Here is a 26,344-nt window from a genome sequence, read left to right on the forward strand (position 1 = left end):
ACAAGGCAGGAAATGCAATATTCCTGATTGTTCTCTGCTGTCGAATCTCCCAATCATACAAGAGTTTCGGGAAATGGCGAAGGGGCCGCCCCCTCTCATTCATCTGCTTTCCACTTTTTGAAGGGGGCTTCATGCGTCAGTCGATACGGTTCTATCTGGGGGAGCGCCTTGTCAGTCTGGACAATGTTGCCCCTGACCAGACCCTGCTTGACTGGCTGCGTCACGAAGGCCGCACAGGCACGAAAGAAGGATGCAACGAAGGTGATTGTGGCGCCTGCACGGTCGTAGTCGCGCGGCTGCGCGGAGATCGCGTGGTCTTGAAGGCTGTAAATGCCTGCATCCAGCTTCTGCCGATGCTCGATGGCGCTGCCTTGTTCACCATTGAGGATGTCGGCAGCGCCGGGGCGCTTCACCCCGTTCAGGAGGCGATGGTCACTCTCAACGGCGCGCAATGCGGCTTCTGCACGCCGGGTTTTGTGATGTCGATGGTCGCCTATCGCAATGCGGATGAGCGCTCGGACGATGACGCGGCGATTGATTCGGCCCTTTCGGGTAATCTCTGCCGTTGCACCGGCTATGCGCCCATCGTGCGCGCCATGAAGCAGGCCCTTGCCGCTCCGGACAGCCCCTTTGAAACGGCGCTTTCAGCGCTGGGCGCAAAGCTTGAAGCGTTGCAGGACGGCGAGGATGTCGCGATTGAGACCTCGCATGGCGCGATCTTCCTGCCTGCCAGCGCGGCCTCGCTGGCACGCTATCTGCAGGAGCATCCCGATACACTGATTGTGGCAGGGGCCACCGATGTGGGGCTCTGGGTTACCAAAGCCATGCGCGCCCTGCCGCGCGTGGCCTTCATCGGGCAATGTCCCAATCTGATGCGGCTCGAGCGCGATGATGAGGGGCTCCATATCGGGGCAGCGGTCACCTACGATGCTGCACGTGAAGCATTGGCTGCGCTGCTGCCTGATTTTGGCGCGCTGGTCGGGCGCATCGGCTCGACACCCATACGCAACAGCGCGACGCTCTGTGGCAACATCGCCAACGGCTCGCCCATCGGTGACGGACCTCCGGCACTGATAGCCGCAGGGGCGATGCTTCACCTGCGCCGTGGGGCGGAAAAACGTGTAATTCCCCTTGAGCGGTATTTTCTGGCCTATGGCAAGCAGGACCGGCAGGCAGGCGAGTTCGTGGAAGCTGTTACCATTCCACCGCTCGCCGAGGGGATATTCTATCGCAGCTACAAGATCTCGAAACGCTTCGATCAGGATATCTCGGCCGTGCTCGCTGCCTTTGCACTGCGTGTCGACGACGAGGGGATCGTGCAGGAGGCACGTCTGGCGTTTGGTGGCATGGCGGCAACGCCGTGTCGGGCCGTGCGTGCCGAGGGGGTCCTGATCGGTGCGAAGTGGCATGAGGCCACGCTCGAGGCCGCACGTCTGGCGCTGGCCGAAGATTTCACCCCGCTGAACGATATGCGCGCGAGTGCCTGGTATCGTCAGACCGTCGCGGCCAATTTGCTGACGCGCTTTTTCGAGGAAAGCCAGGGTGAGACCATGCGCCTCGCCAAGGCCGGAGGGCTCGCTCATGTCTGATACCATTGCATCGCCCGTTGCGCCGGATGGTCTGTCGCCCTCCGCTTCGGCAGAGCCGACCCGCAACATGAAGCATGAAAGTGCCGTACTGCATGTCACCGGACGGGCGCTCTACATTGACGATCTGCCAGAGCCCAAGGGGCTTTTGCATGTGGTGCCGGGGCTGAGCGAAAAGGCGCATGCGCGCATCGTCTCGATCGATCTTGCGGCTGTACGTGCCCTGCCGGGTGTGGTGCGCGTGCTGACCGCACAGGATATTCCCGGCGAGAACCAGACCAGCCCTGTTCATGCCAATGACGAGCCGCTTCTGGCACAGGATCTGGTGCAGCATGTCGGCCAGCCGATCTTTGCGGTGGTCGCAACAGAGCGCGCTATCGCCAGACGGGCGGTGAAGCTGGCGCGTATCGTTTATGAGGAACTGCCTGCCATTCTCGATATCGACAGCGCGAAGGCCAATGGCAGTGCCGTGGTCTGGCGCCCGCTCACCATGGCGCGTGGCGATGTGGAGCCCGCGCTTGCGAAGGCGCCAAGGCGGCTCCAGGGCACGCTCACCATCGGCGGTCAGGAGCATTTCTATCTCGAGGGACAGGTAGCGCTGGCTCAGCCCGGCGAAGCAGGCGAGATGCGTCTGTGGTCTTCCACGCAGCATCCTTCCGAAACGCAGCACCTCGTGGCCAGTGTGCTGGGCCTGCCCCATCACCTTGTGACAACCGAAATCAGGCGTATGGGGGGTGGATTTGGCGGCAAGGAGTCACAGGCCAATGGATGTGCCTGTCTTGCAGCGCTCGCGGCCTCACTGACAGGGCAGGCCGCCAAGATGCGCCTTGATCGCGATGACGACATGGTCATCACCGGCAAGCGCCACGACTTCAAGGTGGCCTATGATGTCGGCTTTACCGATCAGGGCGATATTCTGGCTGTTGACATGGAACTAGCGGCTCGATGCGGCTGGTCGGCCGATCTCTCCGGGCCTGTGACCGATCGCGCGCTTTTTCATGCCGATAACGCCTATTTCTATCCCGATGTGCGGTTTCGCTCCTTGGCCCTGAAGACCAATACGCAGTCCAACACGGCGTTTCGCGGGTTTGGTGGGCCTCAGGGTATCATTGCCGCCGAGCGCCTCATCGAGGAAATTGCCCATGCCACGGGTATGGACCCGCTGGATGTGCGTCTGCGCAATGTCTATGGCACGGGCGAACGCGATGTGACGCCCTATCACATGGTGGTCGAGGATTCGATCACCGATCTGGTCATGACACAGCTTGCCGAGCGCTGCGATTATCGCAGGCGCCGTCAGGCTCTACGGGATTTCAACAGCACGAGCCGGACCCTGCGCAAGGGCATTGCTCTTGTGCCCGTCAAATTCGGCATTTCCTTTACGGCCACCCATTACAATCAGGCCGGGGCGCTGGTGCATGTCTATACCGATGGTTCCGTGCAGGTGAATCATGGCGGCACGGAAATGGGGCAGGGGCTGCACACCAAGATGGTACAGATCGTGCGGCACGAATTTGCCCTGCCTGCCGAGAGTGTCCGCATTACCGCAACTACAACGGGCAAGGTGCCCAATACCTCTGCCACGGCTGCCTCTTCGGGGGCCGATCTGAACGGCATGGCGGTGCTCGATGCTGTCAGCCAGATCAAGGGGCGTATGGTCGCCTTTGCTGCAGAGAAATGGCAGGTCCCGCCGGAGCAGATCGCTTTCACGCAGGAAGGCGTACGCATTGGTGATGAGATCGTCTCCTTCCGCGATCTCGTCTGGCAGGTCTATTTTGCCCGTATCTCGCTCTCGGCCAGCGGGTTCTACAAGACACCGAAGATTTCGTGGGATGCGGCAACAGGTAGGGGGCGGCCCTTCTATTATTTCGCCTATGGCGCAGCCTGCGCTGAGGTGACGCTCGATCTGCTGACCGGTGAGAATACGATCGATCGCGTCGATATTCTTCACGATGCGGGAGAGTCGCTCAATCCGGCAATCGATATCGGGCAGATCGAGGGTGCCTTCGTTCAGGGCGCTGGCTGGCTGACGACAGAAGAGCTGGTCTGGGACGGTCAGGGTCGTCTGCGTACCCACGCCCCAAGCACGTATAAAATTCCCGCATGCTCGGATCGGCCGCGCATTTTCAACGTTACATTGCTTGAAGATGCCCCCAATCGCGAGGCAACGATCTATCGCTCGAAAGCCGTAGGTGAGCCCCCGCTCTGTCATGGCGTGGCCGTGCTTCATGCGCTGTCTGATGCCATTGCGAGCCTTGACGCCTATCGTTCCTGCCCGTCGCTCGATGCCCCGGCGACGCCTGAGACATTGCTTCGAACGATCATGCGTGTGCAGGAGCGCGCGCGGCGTAGTGATGGAGCCTCCGTCTGATCGATTTCGATCTTATTCGCAGTTGGCAGCGCCAGGCTGTGGCTGTGCTTCGCGTGGTGGTGGCCGATGCAAAAGGCTCGACCCCGCGCGAGCAGGGCGCCTTCATGCTCGTCACCGAGACAGCCCAGACCGGTACGATTGGCGGAGGTCAGCTCGAATGGGATTCGCTGGCGCGGGCGCGCCAGATCCTGCGTGGCGAAGCCGGGCGGGAGGAGAGCCGTTTCGTTCTGGGGCCGCAGGCCAATCAATGCTGTGGCGGTGTGGTGGTTATCCGCTACGAGCCGGTTTTCGATCTCGATGCCGAGCTGCGTGCGATCAGGGCGCATCGCCTGTCCTGGCCGGTTCTGGCGGTGTTCGGCGCCGGCCATGTCGGGCGTGCGCTCATTCAGGCGGCATCGCTCCTTCCACTATCCCTGCGCTGGATCGACCCTCGGGCAGATGAGTTCGGCGCGGTGCCCGAAGGGGTGAGGGTCTGCGTTACCGATGATTGGGAGCGCGAAATCGCCGGTCTGAAGCCCGGGGACGGGGCGCTGGTCATGACCCCCAGCCATACGCTTGATGCGTTGATCGTGGCCGCAGCCCTCGAGCGGGGGGATCTGGCCTATGTCGGGTTGATCGGTTCCCGAAGCAAACGGCGGCGCTTTGAGGCGGGTTTTCGGGATGTCGGGCTCAGCCAGGCGCAGATCGATACGCTGGTTTGCCCCATCGGGGCGCAGGGGCTGCGTGACAAGCGCCCCCAGATCATTGCCGCTTTCGTCGCAGCAGAACTCGCTGCACGGTTGGTCTCTCGGTCCGATTAGGGCAAGGTGAGGGGCGGTCAGAGGGCAGTCGCATTTCTGCGGCAGCACTCCGGCGGCGCAAGGAGGAATTGAATGACCGGACCCGGGCCGATACGCGGTATCCTGTTCGATATGGATGGTGTGCTGCTCGATAGTGAGTCGCTCTCGCTCGAGGCGTTTGTCATGGCGGCGCGTGATCTGGGCCATGACATGCCTCTCGCGTTTGCCCGCCAGATGATTGGCCTGCCCGGCGATGCCTGCGCGCGTCTCGTGGTCGAAACCTACGGGCCTGAGGTCGATCTTGAGGCACTCTTTCGTGCACAGGACAAACGCCTGCATGATCTCGTTGAGGCGGGCGGGCTGATCCTGAAGCAGGGCGTTGAGCCGCTTCTCGACTATCTCGATGCGCGCAAATTGCCGCGCGCCATCGCCACCTCATCCAGCCGGCTGCGCACGGAGACCCATCTGCGCCATGTCGGCATCTATGAGCGCTTTGATGCGATCATCACACGGGACGACGTGACACGTGGCAAGCCCGACCCCGAACCCTATCTGCGCGCTGCTGCCGCGATCGGTATAGAGCCTGCCTATTGTCTGGCGATCGAAGATTCCCATAACGGCGCCCGTGCCGCGCATGCTGCCGGTATCAGGGTGATCGTCGTGCCTGATCTCATGGCACCGAATGAGGAAATCATTTCCAAGGCGCATGCGATCATGGACAATCTGCATGAAGTCCGCGACTTCATTGAGTGCGCCGATAGCGCAGCCTGACTTGCCGGAGGGCTGGTTTTGCGCGGTTGCCCTTGGAAACAGGGGCAGCAAGAGCGCTCCACACCGACCTGTCATTTCGTGTCGTCTTGTCAGCAGCCCGCTGGATAATCGACTGCCTTTTGGAACGCCCGGCGTGATCCGTGGCTTTCGGAAGGCCTAGTGGCAGCCGCCGCCCTTGCAGCCGTCACAGCCAGCACAGCCCTTCTTGGGGGCTCCGCCGGGCGCGGTCTGCCGGGCAATGCCGAGTTGGGCCTTGAGGCGCGCCGCGTGAACAGGGAAAAGCCTGTTCAGCCAGAAAAGCAGGGCAACCACGACGAGGGCAATGACAATAAGGCTCTGGATCATGAGGGGGCTCCTGTGAGGGCGCGTGTCACATGATAGGTAAGCAGCGCGGCCATGTAAGCAAGGCCGAACAGATAGGCGGCGGCGCCCAGAACGACCTTGAGCGAGCGCGTTTCGCGGCGCATGACCGCCAGGGTCGAGATGCATTGCGGCGCATAGACATACCAGGCCAGCAGGGAAAACGCGGTGGCCATGCTCCAGTGGGCGCTGAGCAGAGGCATGAGCTGGCTGGCTGCGGTGTCGTCATTGGCGCCTAGCGCGTAAACGGTGGCGAGCGCACTGACCGCGACTTCGCGTGCGGCGAGGCCAGGAATCAGTGAAACGCAGATCTGCCAGTTGAAGCCGATAGGGGCGAAGACCGGCAGCATCCAGTGGCCGATCATGCCCGCAAGGCTGTAATCGATGGCGGCCCCTGTAGCATTGGCCGGTGGCGAGGGGAAGCTCGAGAGCGCCCAGAGCAGCACATTCAGCGAGACGATGATGGTACCGACACGCGACAGGAACATCACTGCGCGCTGCCACAGTCCGAGCGCTACGCTCTTGAGATTGGGCGTGCGATAGGGAGGGAGTTCCAGCATCAGGGGATGCTCTTCTGACTCAACACCGCGCGTCATGAGGCGCGCCGCAATGATGCCGCTCACGATGGCCACGAAATAGAGACCGAATAGCACCAGTCCCTGCAGCCCCAGAAAGCCCAGCACAGTGCGATGCGGCACAAAGGCCGCGATCAGAAGCGTATAGACAGGCAACCGCGCCGAGCAGGTCATGAGCGGCGCGATCAGGATCGTGACCAGACGGTCGCGCGGGTTCTGGATGGTGCGCGCCGCCATGATGCCGGGAATGGCACAGGCAAAGCTCGATAGTAGCGGGATGAAGGAGCGCCCGCTCAACCCGGCCAACGCCATGATCCTGTCGAGCAGAAAGGCTGCGCGTGGCAGATAGCCGGTTTCCTCAAGGGTCAGGATCCAGAGGAACAGGATCAGGATTTGAGGCAGGAAGACGATCACCGTGCCTGCGCCCGCAATCACCCCATCTGCCAGCAGGCTGCGCAGCAGCCCCTCAGGTAAGGGCGAGACGAGCATCTGGCCGAGAGAGGTGATCCCGGCTTCAAGCGCGTCCATGATCGGCTGTGCCCAGGCGAAAACCGTCTGGAACATGAAGAACAGCACGACCAGAAGAATGATCGGCCCCCATACCGGGTGCAGAAACCACCGATCGAGCTTGTCGGCCATTCTGTCGCTCTTGAGCGACGATTCATTGGTAAAGCGTGCGATCAGCGACCCGACCAGATCATGCAGATCCCCGCCCTCCGGCAAGGCCGGGGGAAGTGGGAATTCGGGCTTTTCGAGCGCTTCGAGCAGATGAGTCACGCCGCTCTTGCGCAGGCTGATGGTCGGTATGATCGGCACACCAATAGCGGCGGCAAGGCCGGGTACGTCGATCTTGAGGCCAATACGGGCGGCCTCGTCCATCATGTTGAGCACGACCAGCATGGGGCGGCCGAGCTGCACCAGTTCTAGCAGGAAGCGCAGATGCAGGCGCAGATTGCTGGCCGAGACGACGCAGATGATCAGATCGGGCTGTTTCTCGACCGCATGGCGTCCCATGCAGACATCGCGCGTGACATCTTCATCGGGGCTGGTGGCGCTCAGGCTATAGGCACCCGGCAGATCGAGCAGCCGAACCGCTCGGCCTTGCGGGGTGGTGAATCGCCCTTCCTTGCGCTCGACCGTCACGCCGGCATAGTTGGCGACTTTCTGCCTGCTGCCGGTCAGTTGGTTGAAAAGCGAGGTCTTGCCGCAGTTCGGATTACCGACAAGCGCAGCCCTTAAAGGCTTTGTGGCCGTTTCCGGCGGGGTGATCGCATTCATCAGGCGTCAGAGATCGTGTTCGAGCGTGATACGCGAGGCTTCACCACGGCGCAGGGCAAAGCAGGTGGACCCTAGACGGACAGCTATCGGATCATGGCCGACCGGACCTGTCGCCACGATTTCGACCGGCGCACCAGGAATGAAACCAAGCTCGCCAAGACGCGTCGCAATCGGATCGTCTTTCATGCGCGCGACGACCTGGCTGATGATCGCGTGAGCCCCTTTAGGCAAGGTGTCGAGTGTCATGGGTAGGCCCACCTGAGCAAGATCATGGCGTTCCATGAGAACGCTTCTCACTTGCCAAGATAGGCCTTCACGAATTCTTAGGGAAGAGGGACGGGTATGAAACCTCGCCAAGCTCGTTTCATGTCATAGGCTTTTGTGCGGACCGGCGTTGTGCACATCGCTCTGAGCGATCTCGATGGCAGCGGCGATGGCCGACCGTGCCTGAGGGCTGTTCGACCAGCAGGTGGCGCCGAGCTTCGCTGCGATCCGGTAGCATAATGCCTGTGCTGTTTGGTTTGCTAGATCAGCGAGGCAATGGATGCCGTTCTCTTCGATCCGCTGCAAGACGGTGGGGCCGACTCCCTTGCCAGCAAGAAGGAGTTGGCGTTCGCTTTCGGGAAAAGGCATGGCAGCGGAGCTCCTCTCGCTTAACAAAATACGATTGCTCTTCAGAGGCGTTAATCTTGCTGATCTTGTCGAGGGATCATTCTCAACGCTGTATCCCTTATCTGCCTGACATGAACACTCAATTTGGTTGAGGGGCAGTCCATAACTTTATCCCATGATGTGACGTAATTTTTCTAAATCGCTTCATTTTGTTTAAATTAACGAAAATTATTTTTTGTAATCGATCTATAACGCGGTTGTGATTTTGCCTATATTGAGGTGCGGGAATAGGTAATCGACCCCCGTCTGTTAACCATCCGGCTGAATTTCCTGCAAAATAATGACCTCAATAGAGGGCGGTGTCTTGTCTGATAACGTATCGAATACATCCCATGATGTGCTGATCATAGGAGCTGGCCTAGCTGGTCTCACCTTGGCGCGGCAATTGCTGATGGCAGATCCGGGCCTCGATATCTGCATCGTGCATAACCGCAGATTTCCCAATCCCGAGCGTATTCACAAGGTTGGTGAGTCAACGGTCGAGATCGGCGCGTTTTATCTTGCCGAGACGATTGGCTGTGCGCAGCATTTGCAGGACCATCACATACGCAAGATGGGGCTTCGGATCATTCAGACTGAAGGCGTTGCCGAAGACGATCCCTATCGCGAACTGGGTCTGAGCTTCTATCCCCGGCACGCCACTTATCAGATCGATCGGGGCAAGCTGGAAAATTACCTGCTCGGACTGGTCAGGCCGTCGATCACGCTGCTTGAAAACAACCGGGTTCTCGATTTCGAGCGCAAGGACGGGGTCAACTCTGTGGCTGTCAGAGACCATGACGGCTGTGTCAAAAAGCGGAATGCCCGCTGGGTAGTCGATGCTTCCGGCCGTGGTCGCGTTCTGATGAAGAAGTTCGGACTGCAGAAGGATTCAGGCATCAATCATTCTTCTGTCTGGTTTCGTGTCGGTGGCAACGTCAACATCAACGAATTTCTGGCGTCGCGTGACCCTGCCAACTCGTTTCTCGACTCAAGCGAGAGATGGCACAGCACCACCCATCTCGTGGGGCGTGGTTACTGGGTGTGGATCATCCCGATAAACGAGGAAACAACCAGCATAGGGATCGTTTTCGACAATGCGGTGCATAAACTCTCTTCCATGAGTTCGCACCCGCTTGCCATGTCCTGGTTGCAGCAGCATGAGCCGCGTCTTCAGTCCTATCTGGAGGCGAAAAATTTCGATGTGATCGATTTCGTCATGCTGCGGAATTACTCCTATCTTTCGGAACAGTATATTTCGGCTGATGGCTGGGCGCTCACGGGAGAAGCTGCCGGCTTTGTCGATCCGATGTATTCGAATGGAACGGATGTGATCGGTCTGGCCAATACAATGATCACAAACGCCATTACCAAGCCTACCGGGCCGCTTTTTATCAATCAGATGAATGGTCTGCTTGACGAGGCCTATGCGGGCTTTGCCGATACGCATCGCAACTCCTATGACGGTTTCGGCGATTGGAATTACATGTTCGTCAAGACGAACTGGGACACGACTTTCTATTTTCTGTTCATGTGTGTGCTTTTCATGAACGGGAAATTCGAGGATATAGCCTATATTGAGTCAATTCACGGTAAGATTACCGCGTTCTATGATCTTCATCACGAGGTTCTGGAATATCTGAAGCAGCCCGGATCAGTCTCGAAAGATTATGAACTTGCGGATTTCATCAATCTTGCGGGCTCGATTCAGGAATATGCGAATGGTGCTATTATCGTCGAAGACAAAAGTGATGAAAATATTTCAGTCGTGCTCGATTATCATATGAAAATTCTGTTGGAACTGGCTGAGTCTATCATGGAGACAAAGACGTTCGACCGGAATTTCTATGAAATGAGAAAACGTCTCATGACTGAAGAGTCCATGGCTCGCGCTGCAAGCATGGAGGCAGAGCTGAATTCCGTGTCCGTTTGAAAGCCATGATCGCCCCGCCTATATAGTGGGTTCAAACCGGCGGGGAGATCATGATGCGCCAGCTTATCGAACAGCGAATTCAGCAAGGTGGTGGCAAGGAGCCTGCGGATCTTGTCATACGCAATGTCGGGCTGTTCGATCTGGTTACGGGGGAAATCCTGCCGGGCGATATCGCTATCTGCGGTGATCGTATTGTTGGCACTCTGGATCGTTACGAAGGCAGGCGTGAGATAGACGGCACGGGCAAGATTGCCGTGCCCGGCTTTATTGACACGCATCTGCATGTCGAATCCTCTCTGATCACCCCGTTCGAGTTCGATCGCTGCGTTTTGCCGCATGGCGTGACCACCGCCATTTGCGACCCGCATGAGATGGCCAATGTGTTTGGCGGGCAAGCCTTCGATTATTTTCTGGACTGCGCCAGCCGCACGATCATGGATCTGCGGGTCAATCTGTCGAGCTGCGTGCCCGCGACGCCGGTCGAGACATCGGGTGCCATTCTCGATGCGGCGTCGCTCATCGCCTATCGCGATCATCCCAAGGTCATCGGTCTCGCCGAGTTCATGAATTTTCCGGGGGTGCTCTCCGGTCAGCCCGATTGTCTCGACAAGCTGGCAGCTTTCGCCGGGGAACATATCGACGGTCATGCGCCGTTGCTGCGTGGCAAGAAACTGAATGGCTATCTGTCTGCCGGTATCTCGACCGATCATGAGGCGACCGCCGCTGAAGAAGCGCTGGAAAAAATCCGCAAGGGCATGACGATCCTTATTCGTGAAGGATCTGTCTGCAAGGATCTCGAGGCACTTGCCCCTCTTTTGACGCCTGAGACCTCCCAGTTTTTCGCTTTCTGCACAGATGATCGTAATCCGCTCGAAATTGCGCATGAAGGCCATATCGATTTTCTTATCCGTAAGGCGATCGGTCTTGGCGTGAAGCCATTGGCGGCCTATCGCGCGGCCTCGCTCTCGGCAGCACGGGCTTTCGGGCTGCGCGACCGTGGCCAGATCGCGCCGGGAATGCGCGCTGATATCGTTCTGCTGGATGATCTCGACACCTGTCAGGTCGCACAGGTCCTTTCCGCAGGGCGCTTAGTCGATGACGCTCTTTTTGACAGTCGCGATCTGGTCCCGCCCACCGGATACGGTTCTGTCAGACTGGCGGCGCCCATCACAGAGCAGGATTTCGTGGTGGAGGGTTCGGGCGAGCAGCGCGCAGTGATCGGTATCATCCCGGGGCAGATCATCACGGCTTTTAGACGTTTCGATCTGCCGAGCGTCGATAATCGGGTCTTGCCAGATGTGACGCAGGACGTTGCGAAGATCTGTGTCATTGCGCGCCATGGCAAGAACGCCAATATCGGACGCGGTTTCGTGCAGGGTTTTGGGTTGAAGGAAGGCGCACTGGCCTCCTCAGTCGGGCATGACAGCCATAATCTCTGCGTTGTCGGCATGAGTGATGCCGATATGGCCCTGGCCGTGTCACGGTTGACTGAACTCGGGGGCGGTTTCGTGGCGGTCGATGGCGGTCGGGTGATTGCCGAACTCAGTCTGCCGATTGCAGGGCTGATGAGCGATCAGCCCTTCGAGACGGTGCGCGACGATCTTGAAGCCCTGCGCCGTGCGGTAGGCGGCATGGGCGGCACACTGGAAGAGCCATTCCTGCAGCTGGCTTTTCTGCCTCTGCCCGTCATCCCCCATCTCAAGATCACTGATCTTGGTCTGATTGATGTCGACAGCATGACACTGGTCCCCTAGGCGCCTCATCCAGCCCCGGCCAGACCGGGGCTGGATGAGGGTCAGAAATTCGTCGTCAGCTGGCCACCCAGAATGGCGGCGTCCTTGAATGTGGTCGTGGCACCGGGGTGCTGCAGATACTGGAAGTCGAATTGCAGCGAGGTCGCGGGCAGGACATGCAGGCTGTAGAAGGCCTCATAGACCTGCTCCCAGTTCTGCACGCCATACACATTGCCCCACTGGTTGGAAACGAAGGGCAGGCCGAGCGCTACGGAAGACTGTTGCTGAAGGCGGATCGAGCGGCTCATGTTCATATGCTGGAACATGATGCCGACTTCATCGAGCGGGCGATGCCAGGGGGAGCCACTTTGCAGCAGGCCGATCCATTCATGGTCGCGCATGGCAACGACATTGCCTTGCGCATAGCCAACGCCACCGATCACGATCAGACCGTCTGCAATGCCTTTGCCGCTTCTGACCAACATCTGGTCGAACATGAACCAGCTCGACCACATGCCGGATTCCTTGCGGGCGGCCAGCCCGCTGGCCTGATAGGACCCGCCATACCGGTCTTCATAGAGATTGGGATAGCGCGAATTGTCGTAATAGAAGCCGATCTTGTAGTGGCCGAGCAGCTTGTCCTTGCCAAAGGCTGGGTCCCAGCCGGTCTCGAATTGCGAGCTGAGTTTGCCCAGTCCGTCCTGAGCAAGTGCCCAGCCTGAAACACCGCCATTGAAGGCATGTGGGCTGACGGCAAAAAGACCGCCCATGATATAGGTGCGCTCGGTCGGCCGCACGCGCAGCACTGCGCCGATATTGGCAGAAGGCCAGTCGCGTCCGCCGGGTGCATATTTGCCCGGTGCGAAATTGCCGCAGACACTGACATTCATGAAATTACAGGCAAGCGCGTCAAAATCGAAAAACGTGCCCGTGGGGATGACACCGGCCGAGAGAATCACGCGGTCATTCAGAAAGGTCTTGTCGGCATACATCGAGACGAGATGCGCCACGACATTGCCGCGCGAGCCGTAGATCTGCTCAGGATTGGAGACGTAATCGCCCAGTGTCGAACTGAAATTACGGCCATGACCGTTCACGACCAGAAGATGGGTCCAGAAGCCCTGAAAGCCTGCGAGCTTCTGCCAGTCGATGTCGAGTTCAGCAGCGACCTGACCCGCCAGCACGTTGTCGCGCGTGCGGCCGCCCGTCACATTGCCCATATATTCTTCGTTCAGTGCGATATTCAGAAAGATGCCGCGTTTCTGCATCCAACTTTGCGCACCGCCCCAATCGCCGAACAAATGCGGATTTCCATACAGGGAAGGGACCAGCGGGCCGATCGGCACCGCGCCCTGTCCTGCGATGGGGAAGCCGATGGCAGTGTATTGATCGGTGTCGAGCGTTCTGGCCGTTTCTGACTGTGCCCTGGCGATAGAGGGCATCTGCGTCGCTGCCAGCAGCGCCATCGTGAAAACGATGCTCAGGCCTCGTCCTGCCTTTGGTCGTCTTCTGGTAGAGCTCGCCGGAGAAGAGGCGTCGTCTTGGAGGGGCATCAGGTCGGGTTTGCTTGTCACGTTTCTCAATCCAAATAACCATCGGGCCAAATAATCACCGGGTCGACGCCTCTTCGGTAGATTTGCTGAAAGCGACGTCGATAATGGCGATGGCATTAACAGAAAGTCATGATGTGAGGACAAGGATCGTGACTACAAAATTTCGTGTTATATTGTTATAAAGCGGTGGTTAGATTGAGCATAATGTAACGCAAATCAGGTGCGCGCGAAGGTTTTGCGTCCTCCCACCCAGGCTTCCTTGATGATGAGATCGCGGTCGAGCACGACCATGTCAGCCAGCTTGCCTGTCTCGATGAGGCCACGATCGGTGAGCCCCAGATAGGAAGCCGCGTTGCCGCTGACCAATCGGCTTGCCTCGTTGAGAGAGGCCCCATGAGTCACCGCATTGCGCAAAGCCTGATCGAGGTTCAGCACACTCCCTGCGAGCGAGCCGTTGGGCAGACGGACGACTCCCCCCTCGATCGTGACATCCTGTCCGCCCAGCGTGCTCGGGCCGTCAGGTTGACCCGCACCACGCATGGCATCGGTCACGAAAAGCAGACGGTTGCGCATGACACGCGAAGCAAGACGGAAACTGGCGGGGTGGACATGATGCGTGTCGAAAATCATTTCGGCATAGCTCGCGTCATGACACATCAGAGCCGTGACAGGGCCAGGTTTGCGACCTTCTATCGGAGACATGGCGTTGAAGAGATGCGTACCACCGGCGATACCCCCACAGGTGCAGATGGTGGCAATCGTGTCCATGGCTGTCTCGTAATCGGCGGTGGTGTGGCCGATGCTGATACGCACCCCGGCTTCTGCCAGACTCGCGATGGCTGTTCTGGCGTGCTCGAGTTCCGGGGCGAGGGTGACGACCCTTACGCAGCCAAGAGAGAGAACTTCCGAAACTTTCTCAGGCGAGGGGGCGATCGCAAAAGGGGGCTGGGCACCAAGCTTGTGAGGACTGACGAACGGCCCTTCGAGATGCGCGCCGTGAATGCGCGGCCCGTCGGGATCTGGGCTCTGCATGACCTCCGCAACGGCCTTCAGGGCGGCGATGACATCTTCCCACGGGCGGGTGATGGTGGTCGGCAGAATGGTCGTCGTCCCATGGCGCATATGATAATGCGCCAGACGCCTTATCGCTGCAGCGCCATCCATCGTATCTGCGCCGTCACCTCCATGCACATGGCCATCGATAAAGCCCGGCAGAATGTAATCGTGCGGCGTGGCGCCTCCCGCTTCGATCTCCCGAATATGCGTGTCGAAGCGCACTGTGCCAGCAAGAAGGCGGTCAGCCAGAACGATCTGGCCTGTCAGTGTCTGTGTCATGAAATCAGTCCTGTTCGGTCAGTCCGACGCGGCCATAACGGCGTGAATAGGCCAGGATGACCAGATAGGCGGGAATGACGATCATAGCGAACATGCCCTGAAACCCGAAGACGGGTTTGAGCCACACATAGAACTGCGGCACGACCGCGCCGCCACTATAGGACATGACCATGACGGCAGAGGCCATGGCTGTCATGTGGCCAGCGCCGCGAATGGCAATGGGGAAAATGGTCGGCATGATCATGGCATTGGTAACGCCCAGCAGAGCCACGCAGAACACCGAGTGATACCCCTGGGTCAGAACGGCCAGAACCGTCAGAACGCAGCCCACCGCGCAGGAAAGCTGCATATAGACTTCCTGTTTCATGAAGCGCGGTACGATAATGAACCCCATGATGTAACCCAGTAGCATGCCGGTCAGGGTGAGCGCGGTGAAGAATTTTGTTTCGTCCAGCGGCAGGCCGAAGCCTTGGCCATAGGTGCCGATGGCATCGCCTGCCATTACTTCTATGCCGACATACAGGAACATGGCGATAAAGCCGAAAACGAGATGCGGCTTGAAAAAGCGATGCTGTGACCCCTCGCCGGAAGAAATGACGGGTGCTTCGAGATTGGGCAGAGGCGCGAAGGCTACCACGATGGCGATCAGGACCAGTATGCCAGCCATGCCGAGATAGGGGGCATAAAGCGCCTGAACAAAATTATTGAGCAGCGCTTCGCGTACGGCCGGGTCGGTTGCCGATTGCGCCTTTTCGGCAACGGCACCGATATTGCGCATGACCAGAAGCCCCAGCACGATCGGTGCGAGAATGCCTGCGGCCTTGTTGCAGATGCCCATGATCGAGATGCGTTGGGCGGCACGTTCCGGCGGGCCAAGCAGGCTGACGAGCGGGTTGATGACGACCTGCATGAGAGAAATACCGGCGCCAAGAATCAGCAATCCTGTGAGGGCTCCGGGATAGATACGCCAGGCGACGAATTGTCCGAAGACAGCAACACCCAATGCCGAAACCAGAACAGACAGGGTGAGACCCGTTTTCAGCCCCAGCCGTTGCGCGATCAGAGAGGTCGGAATGGAAAAAAGGAAAAACGAAAAATAAAACGCAAGCGGAATGAAAAAAGCGCTGAATTCGCTGAGTGAGAAAGCGACGCGCACGAAGGAAATAAGCGGGCCGTTCAGCCAGGTGACAAAGCCCATGGCAAAGAAGATCAATGCAGAGACGGCCAGTGCGGAATAGCCGTAAGGACCGACCAATTTGTTCTGGGTACACGGGACCTTAAGCATGGTGAACACGTCCTCAGGCAAACGGGAGATTTATTTTAATAAATAAACTATGTGGATTATAGGTAAGACGCCCCGATCAGGCCAGCATCATTTCCAAGTTTCGCTTTCACAATAATCGGAGTGGCCGTTTTGCAGAGACATTTCTTGCGTACTGCCCGATCCAGTGCCTCGATGAGATCATCGACTGTGCTCAATCCGCCACCGGCGGGAACGCAGCTTGCACCTGTGACATTGATCATGATCGCCAGAGCATCGGAAAGAAGGTCGATATAGCCTTCCATCGTTCGTTGGCAGGATGGTTCGCCCGAAAGCCAGCCTGTCATGATCTCGCGACTGCTGCGGACCTCTTCGCAACGCCAGAAATGGAATTTTTCCAGTCCTCGTGCGCCGCCGATCGTATCGAGACAGCCTGACTGGCCGCATCCGCAGGCGAGATAGGGATAATCCCTGTCGCCCCTTCGCAGCAGGGGGCCATGCCCCCATTCGCCGGTAAGCCCCTGCCTTCCAACGATAAGTCTGCCGTTCTGCACAAGACCGCCCCCGACGCCTGTTCCGAGAATGATCCCGAACACGTTGTCATGGCCCATTCCTGCGCCTGCTCTGGCTTCAGCCAACGCAAAGCAATCGGCGTCATTGGCGATCCGTACCGTCATGCCGAGTTTCTGACTCAGAAGAGGGGCAAGAGCGATGCCGCTGATGCAGGGAATATTGGCTGCGTTGCACTCGGCAGTTTCAGGGTCCTGCAGGCCGGCGAGGGAGAGGTGGATTGCCTCGATACCGACCGGGGATTGGTGGACCATCTGTGAGAAGGCGTCGACAAAAAGCGTCAAATCATGCCCGGGCGTGGCAATCTGGCGGCGCTCAACGAGATTCAGGTCTGGGGTGACCCGGGCAATACGCATGTGAGAGCCGCCGATATCGGCGCAAAGGAGCGTTGGGGCGCGCGTGTTCATCAGCTTTGCCATTTAGTGCCTTCAGTATGTTTTTATTTTTTATTTTAGGTCGTTTAGCTGGGTTTTTAGGGGTGACTTAATCATTTCATAATCTTACCTGATCATATTATGGTCGCCAGATGTATTGGGCGATACAGCATTATAATTTTTCACTGTCGCTTATGGACAGATTAATGCGCGTGTCGCTACTATGAAATCTGACTCCTGAGCCAAACAATGGTGGGCTGGTGTTGGTGCTGCTCTTCAGGAGCACGGGATGAGACCGTAAGGTGGGTTTATTTAATTTAGCAAATGAAATAATTTATGTTCTCTACAGGTCATCACCGTATACTGAGCGTGCTCAGCCGATCCGGTCCGCAGAGCCGTACCGATCTTGCTCGTATTCTCAACCTCAGCAAGGCCAGTGTCACGGCGTTGGTGAGGGAGTTGATCGAGCAGAATATTCTCGATGAGCGCGAGCGTGTGTTCGGTTTTGGGCGGCCAGCCGTCATGCTGGGCCTTCGGCAGGATGCCGCCAGTTTCATCGGTATTTCGTTGCAGGCTGATCCGGCGCATATCGTTCTGACCGATCCGCATGGCAAGGTTCACAGGCAGTTCACCATGCCTCTCGTCACCGATGTCGAGGCCTGTCTCGCGGCCATGGCGGGTGCCGTGCAGGATATTAGAGATGCCTATCCCGACACTATTGGGGCATTGGCCGGAATCGGCGTGGTGATTGCCGGAATCGTTTCGGGGAACAGTCAGATATGCCTGGCCTCAGCCACGCTGGGATGGACAGATGTCGATATCGGCCCGCGTCTTGCCGAGATGACAGGCTTGCCGGTTTTCGTCGAGAATGATGCCAATGCTCTGATCATTGGTGAGCAGCTTTTCGGCAATTCCGGAGAACTGGACGATTTCAGCCTCGTCTTCGTCAGCGAGGGTATTGGGGGCGCCCATATCATCAACCGGCATTTGCATCGGGGTCATCACGGCGGAGCGGGCGAAATCTCCCATTCTCCGATCGCGATTGATCTTGAGGCCCTCCCGTGTCGATGCGGCAATCGTGGCTGTCTTGAAACCGTTGCTGCCCTGCCTGCCATATTGGGGGCTGCGCGCCGCTCAGGGCTGCCGGGCGATATCGGGCAGATTGTCGAGCTTGCAACCGAGGGGCAACCCGAGGCGCTGGCTATTCTGCACCGCGCTGGCACAGCGCTGGGTGTCTCTCTTTCCCAGGTCATCCAGTTCATAGACCCGTTGCGCATTGTCGTGAGGCTTGACCCGCATCTTGTCGAGAGCGTGTTTGCGAGGGCGTTGAAGCAGGCTGTTGAGGCGCATGTGCTGCGTCGTGAAAGCTATCAGACCGAACTTGTTCTCGGGCCGCTCTATCCGAACGATTTCGCGACAGGTGCGGCAAGTCTGGCGGCGCAGCATTTTCTGTTCGGCAATACCAGTCTCTGAAACGAGGCGCGTCATGAGTGCTGCCGATACGCGCGATGACATCAGTCTGGAAATCTGCGTCGATGACGCGCAGGGGCTCTTTGCGGCCCAACTCGATTGTGTGTCGCGTATAGAATTATGCGGGGCTCTGGATCTGGGCGGTCTGACGCCGACACCGGGGCTGATCGCCCTGGCCCGACAATCGCAAGTTCCTGTTTTTGCTATGGTCAGGCCTCGCTCCGGGCATTTTGTCTTTTCCTCCGATGAGGAAGCGCAGATGCTCGGCGATATCGCGGCCATACGCGAGGCGGGTCTTGCCGGTGTCGTGCTGGGGGCGGCCTTGTCTGATTCACGGCTCGATATGGCGATGCTGGCACGCTTGTCTGAGGCATGCGGTCCTCTGCGCCGTCAGTTGCATCGTGTTTTCGATCTCGTGCCCGATCCTTTCGAAGCACTCGAACAGGCGATCGCGCTGGGTTTTGAGCGTATCCTGACCTCTGGCCTGACGCCAAGGGCGCCCGATGGCGCTGACATGTTGCGGCAATTGCGCGAACGAGCGGCCGGTCGCATCGATATCATGGCGGGTGGCTTTGTTCGTGCTGATAAAGTTACTACACTTTCTAAAATATCCGGGGTGAAATCCTTCCACGCCTCTTGTCGTCAGAAAACAGCAGTGCAGGATGAACGTCTGCTTCAATTCGGATTCGCGGCGGATCATGCCGTGACGTGCCCGGTGGAGATCGTGCGGCTGTACCAGGCAGCCTGCGCGGCACAGCACGGCTAACCGTTTCAGGAAAAGAAGGTCGAACGCCATGGTCCTTTCCCGCCTGTCAGTTTGTTCCGGTTTGGCATTGAGTGCGTTATTGCTCTCCTGCGCTGCGACCGACAGGGCGCACGCCGCCCCCCTGACGCCTGTTTTCATGCCAGAACCGGCGCAGGCTTCGTTGAACGGGCAGGCTATTGCCCTGTCTGCGCTGCCAGAGGTGGTGTGGACGCACGCGCCTTCGCCCCTGCTCAAACGCGCGATGGCCCGTTTCGAGTCAAGGTTGAGCCAGCTAGGCATCGCGTCGGGGAAAGGGGGCGCCAAATCCGGCGTTCTGCTCAAAATTACGGTGGGAAAAGACCCTGCGTATCTCTCACTCGATGCTCGCGAGGGATATACGCTCGATGTGTCGTCGAAAGAGATCGTACTCAACGCAGATGGTCCTGCCGGGGTAATACATGGCTTCGCCACGATCTTGCAGATGATCGACACACATGGCGCTGTGCCGGTTCTGTCGCAGGGGCATATTGTCGATGCGCCGCGCTTCAAGTGGCGTGGGCTGATGATGGATGTTTCGCGCCATTTCCAGTCGCTCGATACGCTCAAGCGCCAGCTCGATGCGATGGAACTGACCAAGCTCAATGTGATGCACTGGCATCTGAGCGACGGCACGGGTTTTCGCGTGGAGAGCAAGCGCTTGCCGCTTCTGCAGCAACTTGGCGGGCACAGCAGATATTACACGCAGGAACAGGTAAAAGAGCTCATTGCCTATGCAGCCGATCGCGGCATACGCATCGTGCCCGAATTTGATGTGCCCGGTCATACCCTGGCTATTCTCACGGCCTATCCCGATCTGGCGGCACAGCATCCTGTGCCAACGGTTCAGGACTGGCAGCAGGATTGCAGGGTCGCCTCGAGCAATGACGAGGTGACGACCCATTGCACGAAACATCCCGATCTCAACATGGCGGCCATGGACCCCACCAGCGACAAGGTGCTGGGTTTTGCCCGAACGCTGTTCGGTGAAATGGCCGCGCTTTTCCCTGATCGCTATTTCCACACCGGCGGCGATGAAGTTGTGGCAGGGCAGTGGAACGATAATCCGCAGATTGCCGCCTATATGAAAGCCCATGGTTTCGCCGATGCCCCCGCGCTTCAGGCGGCCTTCACGGCGGAGATCGAGAAGATCCTGAGTGCCGATGGCAAGATCATGATGGGATGGGACGAGGTCAGTGAGGCGCCCATCCCGAAAAATGTCGTGGTCGAGGCCTGGCGTGGCTCGAAATGGGTCGGAACGGCAACCAGGCTCGGTCATCCGGTTGTGGTGTCCTCGGGCTATTATCTCGATCTGTTGACGCCTTCATCGACGCATTATGCCGTCGATCCTTATGACACGCGCGCTGATGGTCTGGCGTTCAGGGCGCCAGCGAAGAATGAAAAGCCGCTGCATGAAGCGTTCATGCGCGATCCGAATGCGCCGCCTCTCGACGAGGCGCAGAAAAAACTCGTGCTGGGTGGCGAGGCGCCGCTCTGGACCGAAATCGTCTCGGATGAAATGGTCGATGAGCGGCTCTGGCCGCGTTCGGCTGCCATTGCAGAGCGGTTCTGGTCGCCTCAGTCAGATACTGACAAGGATGCACTCAACCGACGCCTGCCCGAGGTGCTGAACACGCTCGAGCATTTCGGTCTTGAGGCATCTGACCATCAGGCGCGCATGATCGCGCGTCTGACGCCGCAGAACATTGTGCCTCTGACCCAGCTTGTCGCCCTGACCGTGCCTGTGCGCAATTATGCCATCAATCGACTGGCGGATCGTAAGGGCGAGGCCATACTCCTTTCGCCAGCCGCCATCGCGTCTGCCGATAGTTTCGAAGGCAATGCGTTCAATGCGCTGGCGGCGCGCTATGCAGGGGGTGATCGCAGTGTCGTCGCGTCACTGCAGGAAAAACTGGCGCGTTATGAAGCCAATGATATCGCGTTCCAGGCACTGCCGGGCCCCGATTGCGTGAATGAAGCCAAGCCCGTGTCGAGCCAGATCGCGGCTCTGTCGAAGCTGGGTCTCGAGGCCCTGCAGCCAGGTGAAAAGAGCCGTGCATGGCATGATCATGCCAATGCGCTTCTGGCAGAGCAGGACAAGGCCTATGCGGCGAGTGCCGATCATGAGGCATCGAGCCTTCAGCCCCAGCCACCAAGCGGACTGCTTATCGCGATTGTGCCCGGCATCCGTTCACTGGTCTCCGCAGCGAAATGACGGTCGTTCATCGGGGAGTAATTGCTCCCCGATGAGGCTTGTCTCCGCAGGTCAGATAAGAATTTGGCCGTCTTCGGCGTTAGTTCTTTTGGAAAAGCGCCTGTTTGCGTGTCTCGGCACTGAGTGCTGAAGCGCTCTCTTCATCGAGAATGACCGTGCATTGCGTGTGCAGGCGGATCGCCGAGGCGCTGACCTGCGGCCCGACCGGGCCTTCCAGCGCCTTGGCGATGATGGCGGCTTTCGATTGCCCGAGGGCCAGAAGCAGTAACTGGCGGGCTTCCAGAATGGTGCCGACACCCATGGTGAGGGCGCGTGTCGGTACAGCGTCGGGATTGCCTCCGAACATCGCTGCATTCTGGATGCGTGTCTTCTGGTTGAGTGTGACGCAGCGTGTGCGGCTGTCAAAGGGCGAGGGGGGCTCGTTGAAACCGATATGCCCTGTATCGCCAATACCTAGCAGTTGCAGATCGATGCCGCCACTGGCCCTGATGGACTCCTCATAGGCTATGCATTCGGCGTCGAGATCGGGGGCGTCTCCTGCGGGGAGATGGATGGCGTCGGGCCTGCTGTTTACATGGCTGAAAAGCAGGGCATTCATGTAATGATGATAGGAGCACGGGTCGGCTGCGCTCAGTCCGACATACTCATCCAGATTGAAGCTGGTCGTGGTCGAAAAATCGAGACCTTCTTCGCGATGCATTCCGCATAGGTCGCGATAAACCCCTTCCATCGTCCGCCCTGTCGCAAGGCCGAGCACGGGATTAGGGCGCTCTATCATCAGGCTGGCTATTTCATTCGCAGCGAATCGTGTGGCGGAATGCGGGTCTGGCATGATGAGGAGGCGCATGAAACAGCATGATCCTTCAAAAAGAGCGGTAGGAAACCGTCAGGGAATATGGGGCTCTGCCCTCCCTTTAAAAAGGCCCACTTAGTTTATCGAGAAAAATTAAACCATAGGGCGTGTTCATCACGCAGAATCGTTGTTCAACATGATTTAAATCAGGAAATTTTCTAGATTTTCGAGAAAAATACTTAATTCCAACAATAAACAATTGCAGGGTAGAAATTTGCCGTCTAACGTTTTTCGATACAGTGGAACAATGCGGTAAAGAAACGAATTCTTTTGCGAGTTCCACGTCACTTCAAAATCAAGAGCCCAACCGGCGGGAGTTGACCATGCGGCATATGAGACGCGATCTACTTCTTTTTTGTTCCGTAATCGGAATAAATTATGCGATGGGAAATCTGTCGGCATTTGCGGCACCTGCGGCAGGCGAAGAGCACAAGCCTGTTTCATTCAGGCACAAATCCGGCAGTGCCACTGAAGGGTCGGTCCTGGGGGCGAACCCTCAGGCCGAGGAAATTTCCGTCAAGGCTGCGGGCCGACATGTCGATGGCACCAGCAACACCACGCCGGGTGGCGGTCTTATGCCAAAACAGACCGCGCCGCGCTCGCAAAGCGGTGTGACGCGTGATTTCATCGCCAAGCAGGCGCCAACGGGCAACATCTCTTCAATGATCGCCAATCTGCCGGGCGTCGTTTATGCCAATCAGAGCCCTCTTGCGACGGCGGGCGATAACATCACCATGCGCGGTATGAACCAGAGCCAGATCGGCTATCTGTTCGAGGGCGCGCCTTTGGCCGACCCCATCAATTATGAACCTTATACGGCTATGCTGGTCGATACCGAAAATCTCGGTTCGGTCACGGTGTCTCAGGGATCACCCGATCTGAACGCGCCGACATTCAATGCTGTCGGCGGGCAGATCTCGGCAACAGCCATGAACCCGTCTCATAAATATGGGGGCTTCATCAATCTGATGGGCGGTAATAAAAGCGCCAACAAGGAATTTCTGCGTCTCGACACGGGCGATATCGGCAAAACGGGCATTCGCGGCTTCATGTCGTTTTCGCATCAATCCAATAATAACTGGCGTGGCCCCGGCGGGCTCAAGCGTTACCATGTCGATGCGAAATTCCTGAAGGAATGGGGTGATGGCAATTCGGTCACGGCCGTGTTCGGCTATAACCGTCAGGAGCAGACACCTTTCCGCTCGCCGACCGCTGCACAATGGAAGCAATGGGGTGAGGGGCTGAGCTATAGCGATCACTACACGCCCGGTGATGCCAATTATTACAAGCTGCAGCTAAGCAACCTGAACTCGCTCGACGTGGTGGTGCCGACGCATTTCACGCTGGCGCGCGGTCTCAAGCTCAGTGTCACTCCCTATTTCGTGCATCAATATGGTCCGGCTGTGGGCGGTGAGAATATTCCTGCATCGGGCGGCACCTTCGGCACACAGGTCTATGGCGATCTGAACCAGCCTTATGTCACCAATGGCAAGGTCACGACGGTGGCCGTTGACCCGTGGAACCAGAAAGTGGGCGCGGTCAATACGTCGCTCGACTGGACGTCGGGGCATAACACGTTGTCGGGCGGCTACTGGTATTCCTACGCCATGCATGAGGAGCATTCGACCTTTGCGACGGTCGATTTCTCGGGGAAAGCAGCCAATTCCTATGGCGCCTATGGCATCAGGGTGCCGGGAGGGGCGCTGCTGAGTGGCTATAATCTGAACTTCATGCAGCAGACGAATGCGCTCTATATCGCCGATACGCTCAAGCTGCTGAATGACAGGCTGACGCTCAGCGCGGGTTTCCGCACCGTTATGGTATCGCGTCAGGGCACGAATGACGTGCCGGGGGCAGACCCTTACAAGACGGTGCGCAATTATTTTGCGCCACTGCCTCAGGTGGCAATCAGTTATTCACTGACCTCCAAAGATCAGATCTATATCAATGGCACGACCTCGTTTCGCGCCCCTGCCTCGGTGCAGGCCTACAGCCAGATCTTTGACCCCAACTCGGTGGGTGCGACGTCCCAGCCGGGGAATTTGAAGGGAGAGTACGGCATTGGAGAGGAAATCGGCTATCGCCATAACGGCACACTGATTCATTTTCAGGTTTCGGCCTTCAATATGAACCTGACCAATCATCAGGTCAGCTCGACCTCTTATATTCCTGGCACCAATACGCTTGTCTCCATGCCGATCAATGTCGGTGGCGAGACCATACGCGGCATTCAGGGCGAGTTCGGTCTCAAGCCCTGGCATCATTTGAGCCCTTATGTCTCGGCGCAGTATCTGCATGCGACAACCGATAACAACCTTCCGGTCTCGGCTACCAATGCGGCCGGTCAGTCGGTTATCGATTATCTGCCTACGGCAGGAAAAACCATGGTGGCCACGCCTCATGTGACGGCGTCGGTCGGGCTCGCCTATGACGATAACAAGCGGTTTTTCGGCAATTTCAGCCTGCGTTATATCAGCTCGCAATTTTCAAGCTTCATGAATGACCAGCGCATGCCTGGTTATGTGCTGTCGGATATCACTCTGGGCTACAGACTGCCGCATGTGCCCCATCTGAATGGACCGAAGATCCAGCTCAATCTCGTGAATGTCGGCAATAATCTCTATCGCTCTGCGCCGGCGAGTTTTGTCACCAGCACCCAGTCGCGAACGGGAATCTACGGGAATACAACAAAGGCAGGATCGCCGATCTATCTCGTAGGCGGCAATTTTGCGGCACTGGTCTCACTCTCGACGGGATTTTGACACTGGTGTGAGTCCGGGTATCCCCTGCTTGACTCGATACGCGCGCCCGGAGAAGTTCCGGGCGCGTTTCAACGGTTTAAAGACGGAACCAACGTGCAGAAAACCGAGATAGTCGCCATTGATGGCGGCGGTACGAAAACCCTGCTCCTGCGCGTGCGTCAGGATGGGACCATAGCGGCGTGGCGCAAGGCAGGTGGGTCGAACCCGTTCGACGTGCCCGAATGGCGCGCAGTCCTGACGGGTCTCATGATGGGGCAGCAGCAAAATCTTGCCGCAGCCGCTTTCGGTATGGCTGGATTTGGCGAAAGTGGCCGGTTGAGCCGTGAACTGACCGAGACGCTCGCAACCCTTTGCCCGGCGCCTCACAGTATCCACAACGATGTCGACATGGCCTGTCGCGGCGCTTTTCTGAACGGGCCAGGCATTTTGCTGCTGTCTGGCACCGGGTCGATGGCCTGGGGCATGGGTGAGGATGGGCAGACCGCCCGTGTCGGTGGCTGGGGCAGTCTTTTCGGCGATGAAGGGAGTGCCTACTGGATTGGTCGTCTGGCGCTGGCGCGTCTCTCGCAATGTCTGGATGGTCGTGCGACAGATGAATCCGGCTTTGTCTCACGCTTTGCCGCTCTGCAGGGATGGCCGGAGGATGCAGCGCTGTGTGGCAGCGCCCTTCAGGAATGGTATGCCAATCTCGTTGAGGTACGCCCCTCGGTAGCGGCTCTCGCCGTCGAGATCGGGAGATTTGCCGAACAGGGCTGCGAGATCGCGCGTGAGATTTTTGCCGAGGCAGCAGAGTCGCTTGCCTGCCATGTACACGGTTTGCGTCACCGGCTGAGTGGTGAAACCCTTCGCTGGAGTTATGCGGGGGGCACCATGCGGAGCGCGATCCTGCGTGAGGCGTTGACGCAGGAATGTGGCGCGCCTCTGGCTCCCGGTCTGCCGCCTATCGGGGGCGCTGTTCTGGTTGCCGCCTCGCTTGCGGGCTGGCAAGCCGATGAGCGTTTTATCGCGCAGCTTGCCGTTTCGCTCGAGGCCGAGGGGCTTTCCTGAAAGGTGCTGACGGTTTTTGGGTGCCCGCCGCCTTATGGAGGCGGGCATGAAAGGGCAGAGTTTGTTGGCACTCTTTGCCGGTAAAA

Annotated in this window: 20 protein-coding genes; 11 read left to right on the forward strand and 9 right to left on the reverse strand. The window is 58.2% G+C overall.

Annotated elements, in window-relative coordinates; genetic code table 11:
• The first annotated feature begins 131 nt into the window (after window positions 1-131).
• The 4 genes from xdhA to IEV53_RS00985 all read left to right on the forward strand — a co-directional run bounded on the left by xdhA (window position 132) and on the right by IEV53_RS00985 (window position 5,507).
• Window positions 132-1,589 (forward strand): xanthine dehydrogenase small subunit, encoded by a 1,458-nt coding sequence (gene xdhA, locus IEV53_RS00970; RefSeq protein WP_188424717.1) that lies wholly within the window; start codon window positions 132-134, stop codon window positions 1,587-1,589.
• 67 nt (window positions 1,590-1,656) lie between these two features.
• Window positions 1,657-3,957, forward strand: coding sequence for a xanthine dehydrogenase molybdopterin binding subunit (gene xdhB / locus IEV53_RS00975; protein WP_229719524.1), 2,301 nt, complete (start codon window positions 1,657-1,659; stop codon window positions 3,955-3,957).
• Window positions 3,954-4,757 (forward strand): xanthine dehydrogenase accessory protein XdhC, encoded by an 804-nt coding sequence (gene xdhC / locus IEV53_RS00980; protein WP_188425367.1) that lies wholly within the window; start codon window positions 3,954-3,956, stop codon window positions 4,755-4,757. Before xdhB ends, xdhC begins: the two co-directional genes overlap by 4 nt.
• Window positions 4,758-4,829: 72 nt before the next feature.
• Window positions 4,830-5,507, forward strand: coding sequence for an HAD family hydrolase (locus tag IEV53_RS00985; RefSeq protein ID WP_229719466.1), 678 nt, complete (start codon window positions 4,830-4,832; stop codon window positions 5,505-5,507).
• Window positions 5,508-5,663: 156 nt separating this feature from the next.
• Here the strand turns inward: IEV53_RS00985 and IEV53_RS00990 are convergent, their stop codons facing one another.
• The 4 genes from IEV53_RS00990 to IEV53_RS01005 form a co-directional block, all read right to left on the reverse strand.
• Window positions 5,664-5,852 carry a hypothetical protein gene (locus tag IEV53_RS00990; RefSeq protein WP_188424721.1) on the reverse strand — a complete coding sequence of 63 codons (189 nt, stop codon included), beginning with the start codon at window positions 5,850-5,852 and terminating at the stop codon, window positions 5,664-5,666.
• Window positions 5,849-7,720: a ferrous iron transporter B gene (gene feoB / locus IEV53_RS00995; RefSeq protein WP_188424723.1), complete on the reverse strand. Its 1,872-nt coding sequence runs from the start codon at window positions 7,718-7,720 to the stop codon at window positions 5,849-5,851. The genes IEV53_RS00990 and feoB overlap by 4 nt, the downstream gene beginning before the upstream one ends.
• Window positions 7,721-7,726: 6 nt before the next feature.
• Window positions 7,727-8,002 (reverse strand): FeoA family protein, encoded by a 276-nt coding sequence (locus tag IEV53_RS01000; protein ID WP_229719467.1) that lies wholly within the window; start codon window positions 8,000-8,002, stop codon window positions 7,727-7,729.
• An 87-nt stretch (window positions 8,003-8,089) separates the two neighbouring features.
• Entirely contained in the window at window positions 8,090-8,353 is a 264-nt protein-coding gene (locus IEV53_RS01005) for a helix-hairpin-helix domain-containing protein (RefSeq protein WP_188424725.1), read from the reverse strand.
• A 343-nt stretch (window positions 8,354-8,696) separates the two neighbouring features.
• Between IEV53_RS01005 and IEV53_RS01010 the strand changes: the two genes are divergently transcribed.
• Window positions 8,697-10,304: an NAD(P)/FAD-dependent oxidoreductase gene (locus tag IEV53_RS01010; protein WP_188424727.1), complete on the forward strand. Its 1,608-nt coding sequence runs from the start codon at window positions 8,697-8,699 to the stop codon at window positions 10,302-10,304.
• Window positions 10,305-10,357: 53 nt separating this feature from the next.
• Window positions 10,358-12,058, forward strand: coding sequence for an adenine deaminase (ade, locus tag IEV53_RS01015; protein ID WP_188425370.1), 1,701 nt, complete (start codon window positions 10,358-10,360; stop codon window positions 12,056-12,058).
• Between the two features lie 41 nt (window positions 12,059-12,099).
• On the opposite strand, the gene IEV53_RS01020 is transcribed toward ade, so the two are convergent.
• From IEV53_RS01020 to IEV53_RS01035, 4 genes are all read right to left on the reverse strand, one after another.
• Window positions 12,100-13,503 (reverse strand): carbohydrate porin, encoded by a 1,404-nt coding sequence (locus IEV53_RS01020; RefSeq protein WP_188425371.1) that lies wholly within the window; start codon window positions 13,501-13,503, stop codon window positions 12,100-12,102.
• A gap of 303 nt (window positions 13,504-13,806) precedes the next feature.
• Window positions 13,807-14,925 (reverse strand): N-acetylglucosamine-6-phosphate deacetylase, encoded by a 1,119-nt coding sequence (nagA, locus tag IEV53_RS01025; RefSeq protein WP_188424730.1) that lies wholly within the window; start codon window positions 14,923-14,925, stop codon window positions 13,807-13,809.
• A 4-nt stretch (window positions 14,926-14,929) separates the two neighbouring features.
• Window positions 14,930-16,210: a glucose/galactose MFS transporter gene (gluP, locus tag IEV53_RS01030; protein ID WP_188424732.1), complete on the reverse strand. Its 1,281-nt coding sequence runs from the start codon at window positions 16,208-16,210 to the stop codon at window positions 14,930-14,932.
• Between the two features lie 56 nt (window positions 16,211-16,266).
• Window positions 16,267-17,175 (reverse strand): ROK family protein, encoded by a 909-nt coding sequence (locus tag IEV53_RS01035; RefSeq protein ID WP_188424735.1) that lies wholly within the window; start codon window positions 17,173-17,175, stop codon window positions 16,267-16,269.
• Window positions 17,176-17,466: 291 nt separating this feature from the next.
• Between IEV53_RS01035 and IEV53_RS01040 the strand changes: the two genes are divergently transcribed.
• From IEV53_RS01040 to IEV53_RS01050, 3 genes are all read left to right on the forward strand, one after another.
• The gene (locus IEV53_RS01040) at window positions 17,467-18,603 is read left to right on the forward strand and encodes an ROK family transcriptional regulator (RefSeq protein WP_188424737.1); all 1,137 of its coding nucleotides are present in this window, start codon (window positions 17,467-17,469) and stop codon (window positions 18,601-18,603) included.
• A gap of 13 nt (window positions 18,604-18,616) precedes the next feature.
• The gene (locus IEV53_RS01045; protein WP_188424740.1) at window positions 18,617-19,366 is read left to right on the forward strand and encodes a copper homeostasis protein CutC; all 750 of its coding nucleotides are present in this window, start codon (window positions 18,617-18,619) and stop codon (window positions 19,364-19,366) included.
• A 136-nt stretch (window positions 19,367-19,502) separates the two neighbouring features.
• A complete protein-coding gene (locus IEV53_RS01050; protein WP_188424743.1) occupies window positions 19,503-21,596 on the forward strand; it encodes a beta-N-acetylhexosaminidase in 2,094 nt (697 codons plus the stop codon).
• A gap of 79 nt (window positions 21,597-21,675) precedes the next feature.
• On the opposite strand, the gene nagB is transcribed toward IEV53_RS01050, so the two are convergent.
• Window positions 21,676-22,443 (reverse strand): glucosamine-6-phosphate deaminase, encoded by a 768-nt coding sequence (nagB, locus tag IEV53_RS01055; protein ID WP_188424745.1) that lies wholly within the window; start codon window positions 22,441-22,443, stop codon window positions 21,676-21,678.
• 389 nt (window positions 22,444-22,832) lie between these two features.
• On the opposite strand from nagB, the gene IEV53_RS01060 reads away from it, so the two are divergent.
• Entirely contained in the window at window positions 22,833-25,211 is a 2,379-nt protein-coding gene (locus IEV53_RS01060; protein WP_229719468.1) for a TonB-dependent receptor, read from the forward strand.
• A gap of 93 nt (window positions 25,212-25,304) precedes the next feature.
• Complete coding sequence (locus IEV53_RS01065) at window positions 25,305-26,258, forward strand: N-acetylglucosamine kinase (RefSeq protein WP_188424749.1); 954 nt, start codon at window positions 25,305-25,307, stop codon at window positions 26,256-26,258.
• Window positions 26,259-26,344: the final 86 nt, after the last annotated feature.

The organism is Asaia siamensis (genome assembly GCF_014635085.1).
Lineage (GTDB): Bacteria > Pseudomonadota > Alphaproteobacteria > Acetobacterales > Acetobacteraceae > Asaia > Asaia siamensis.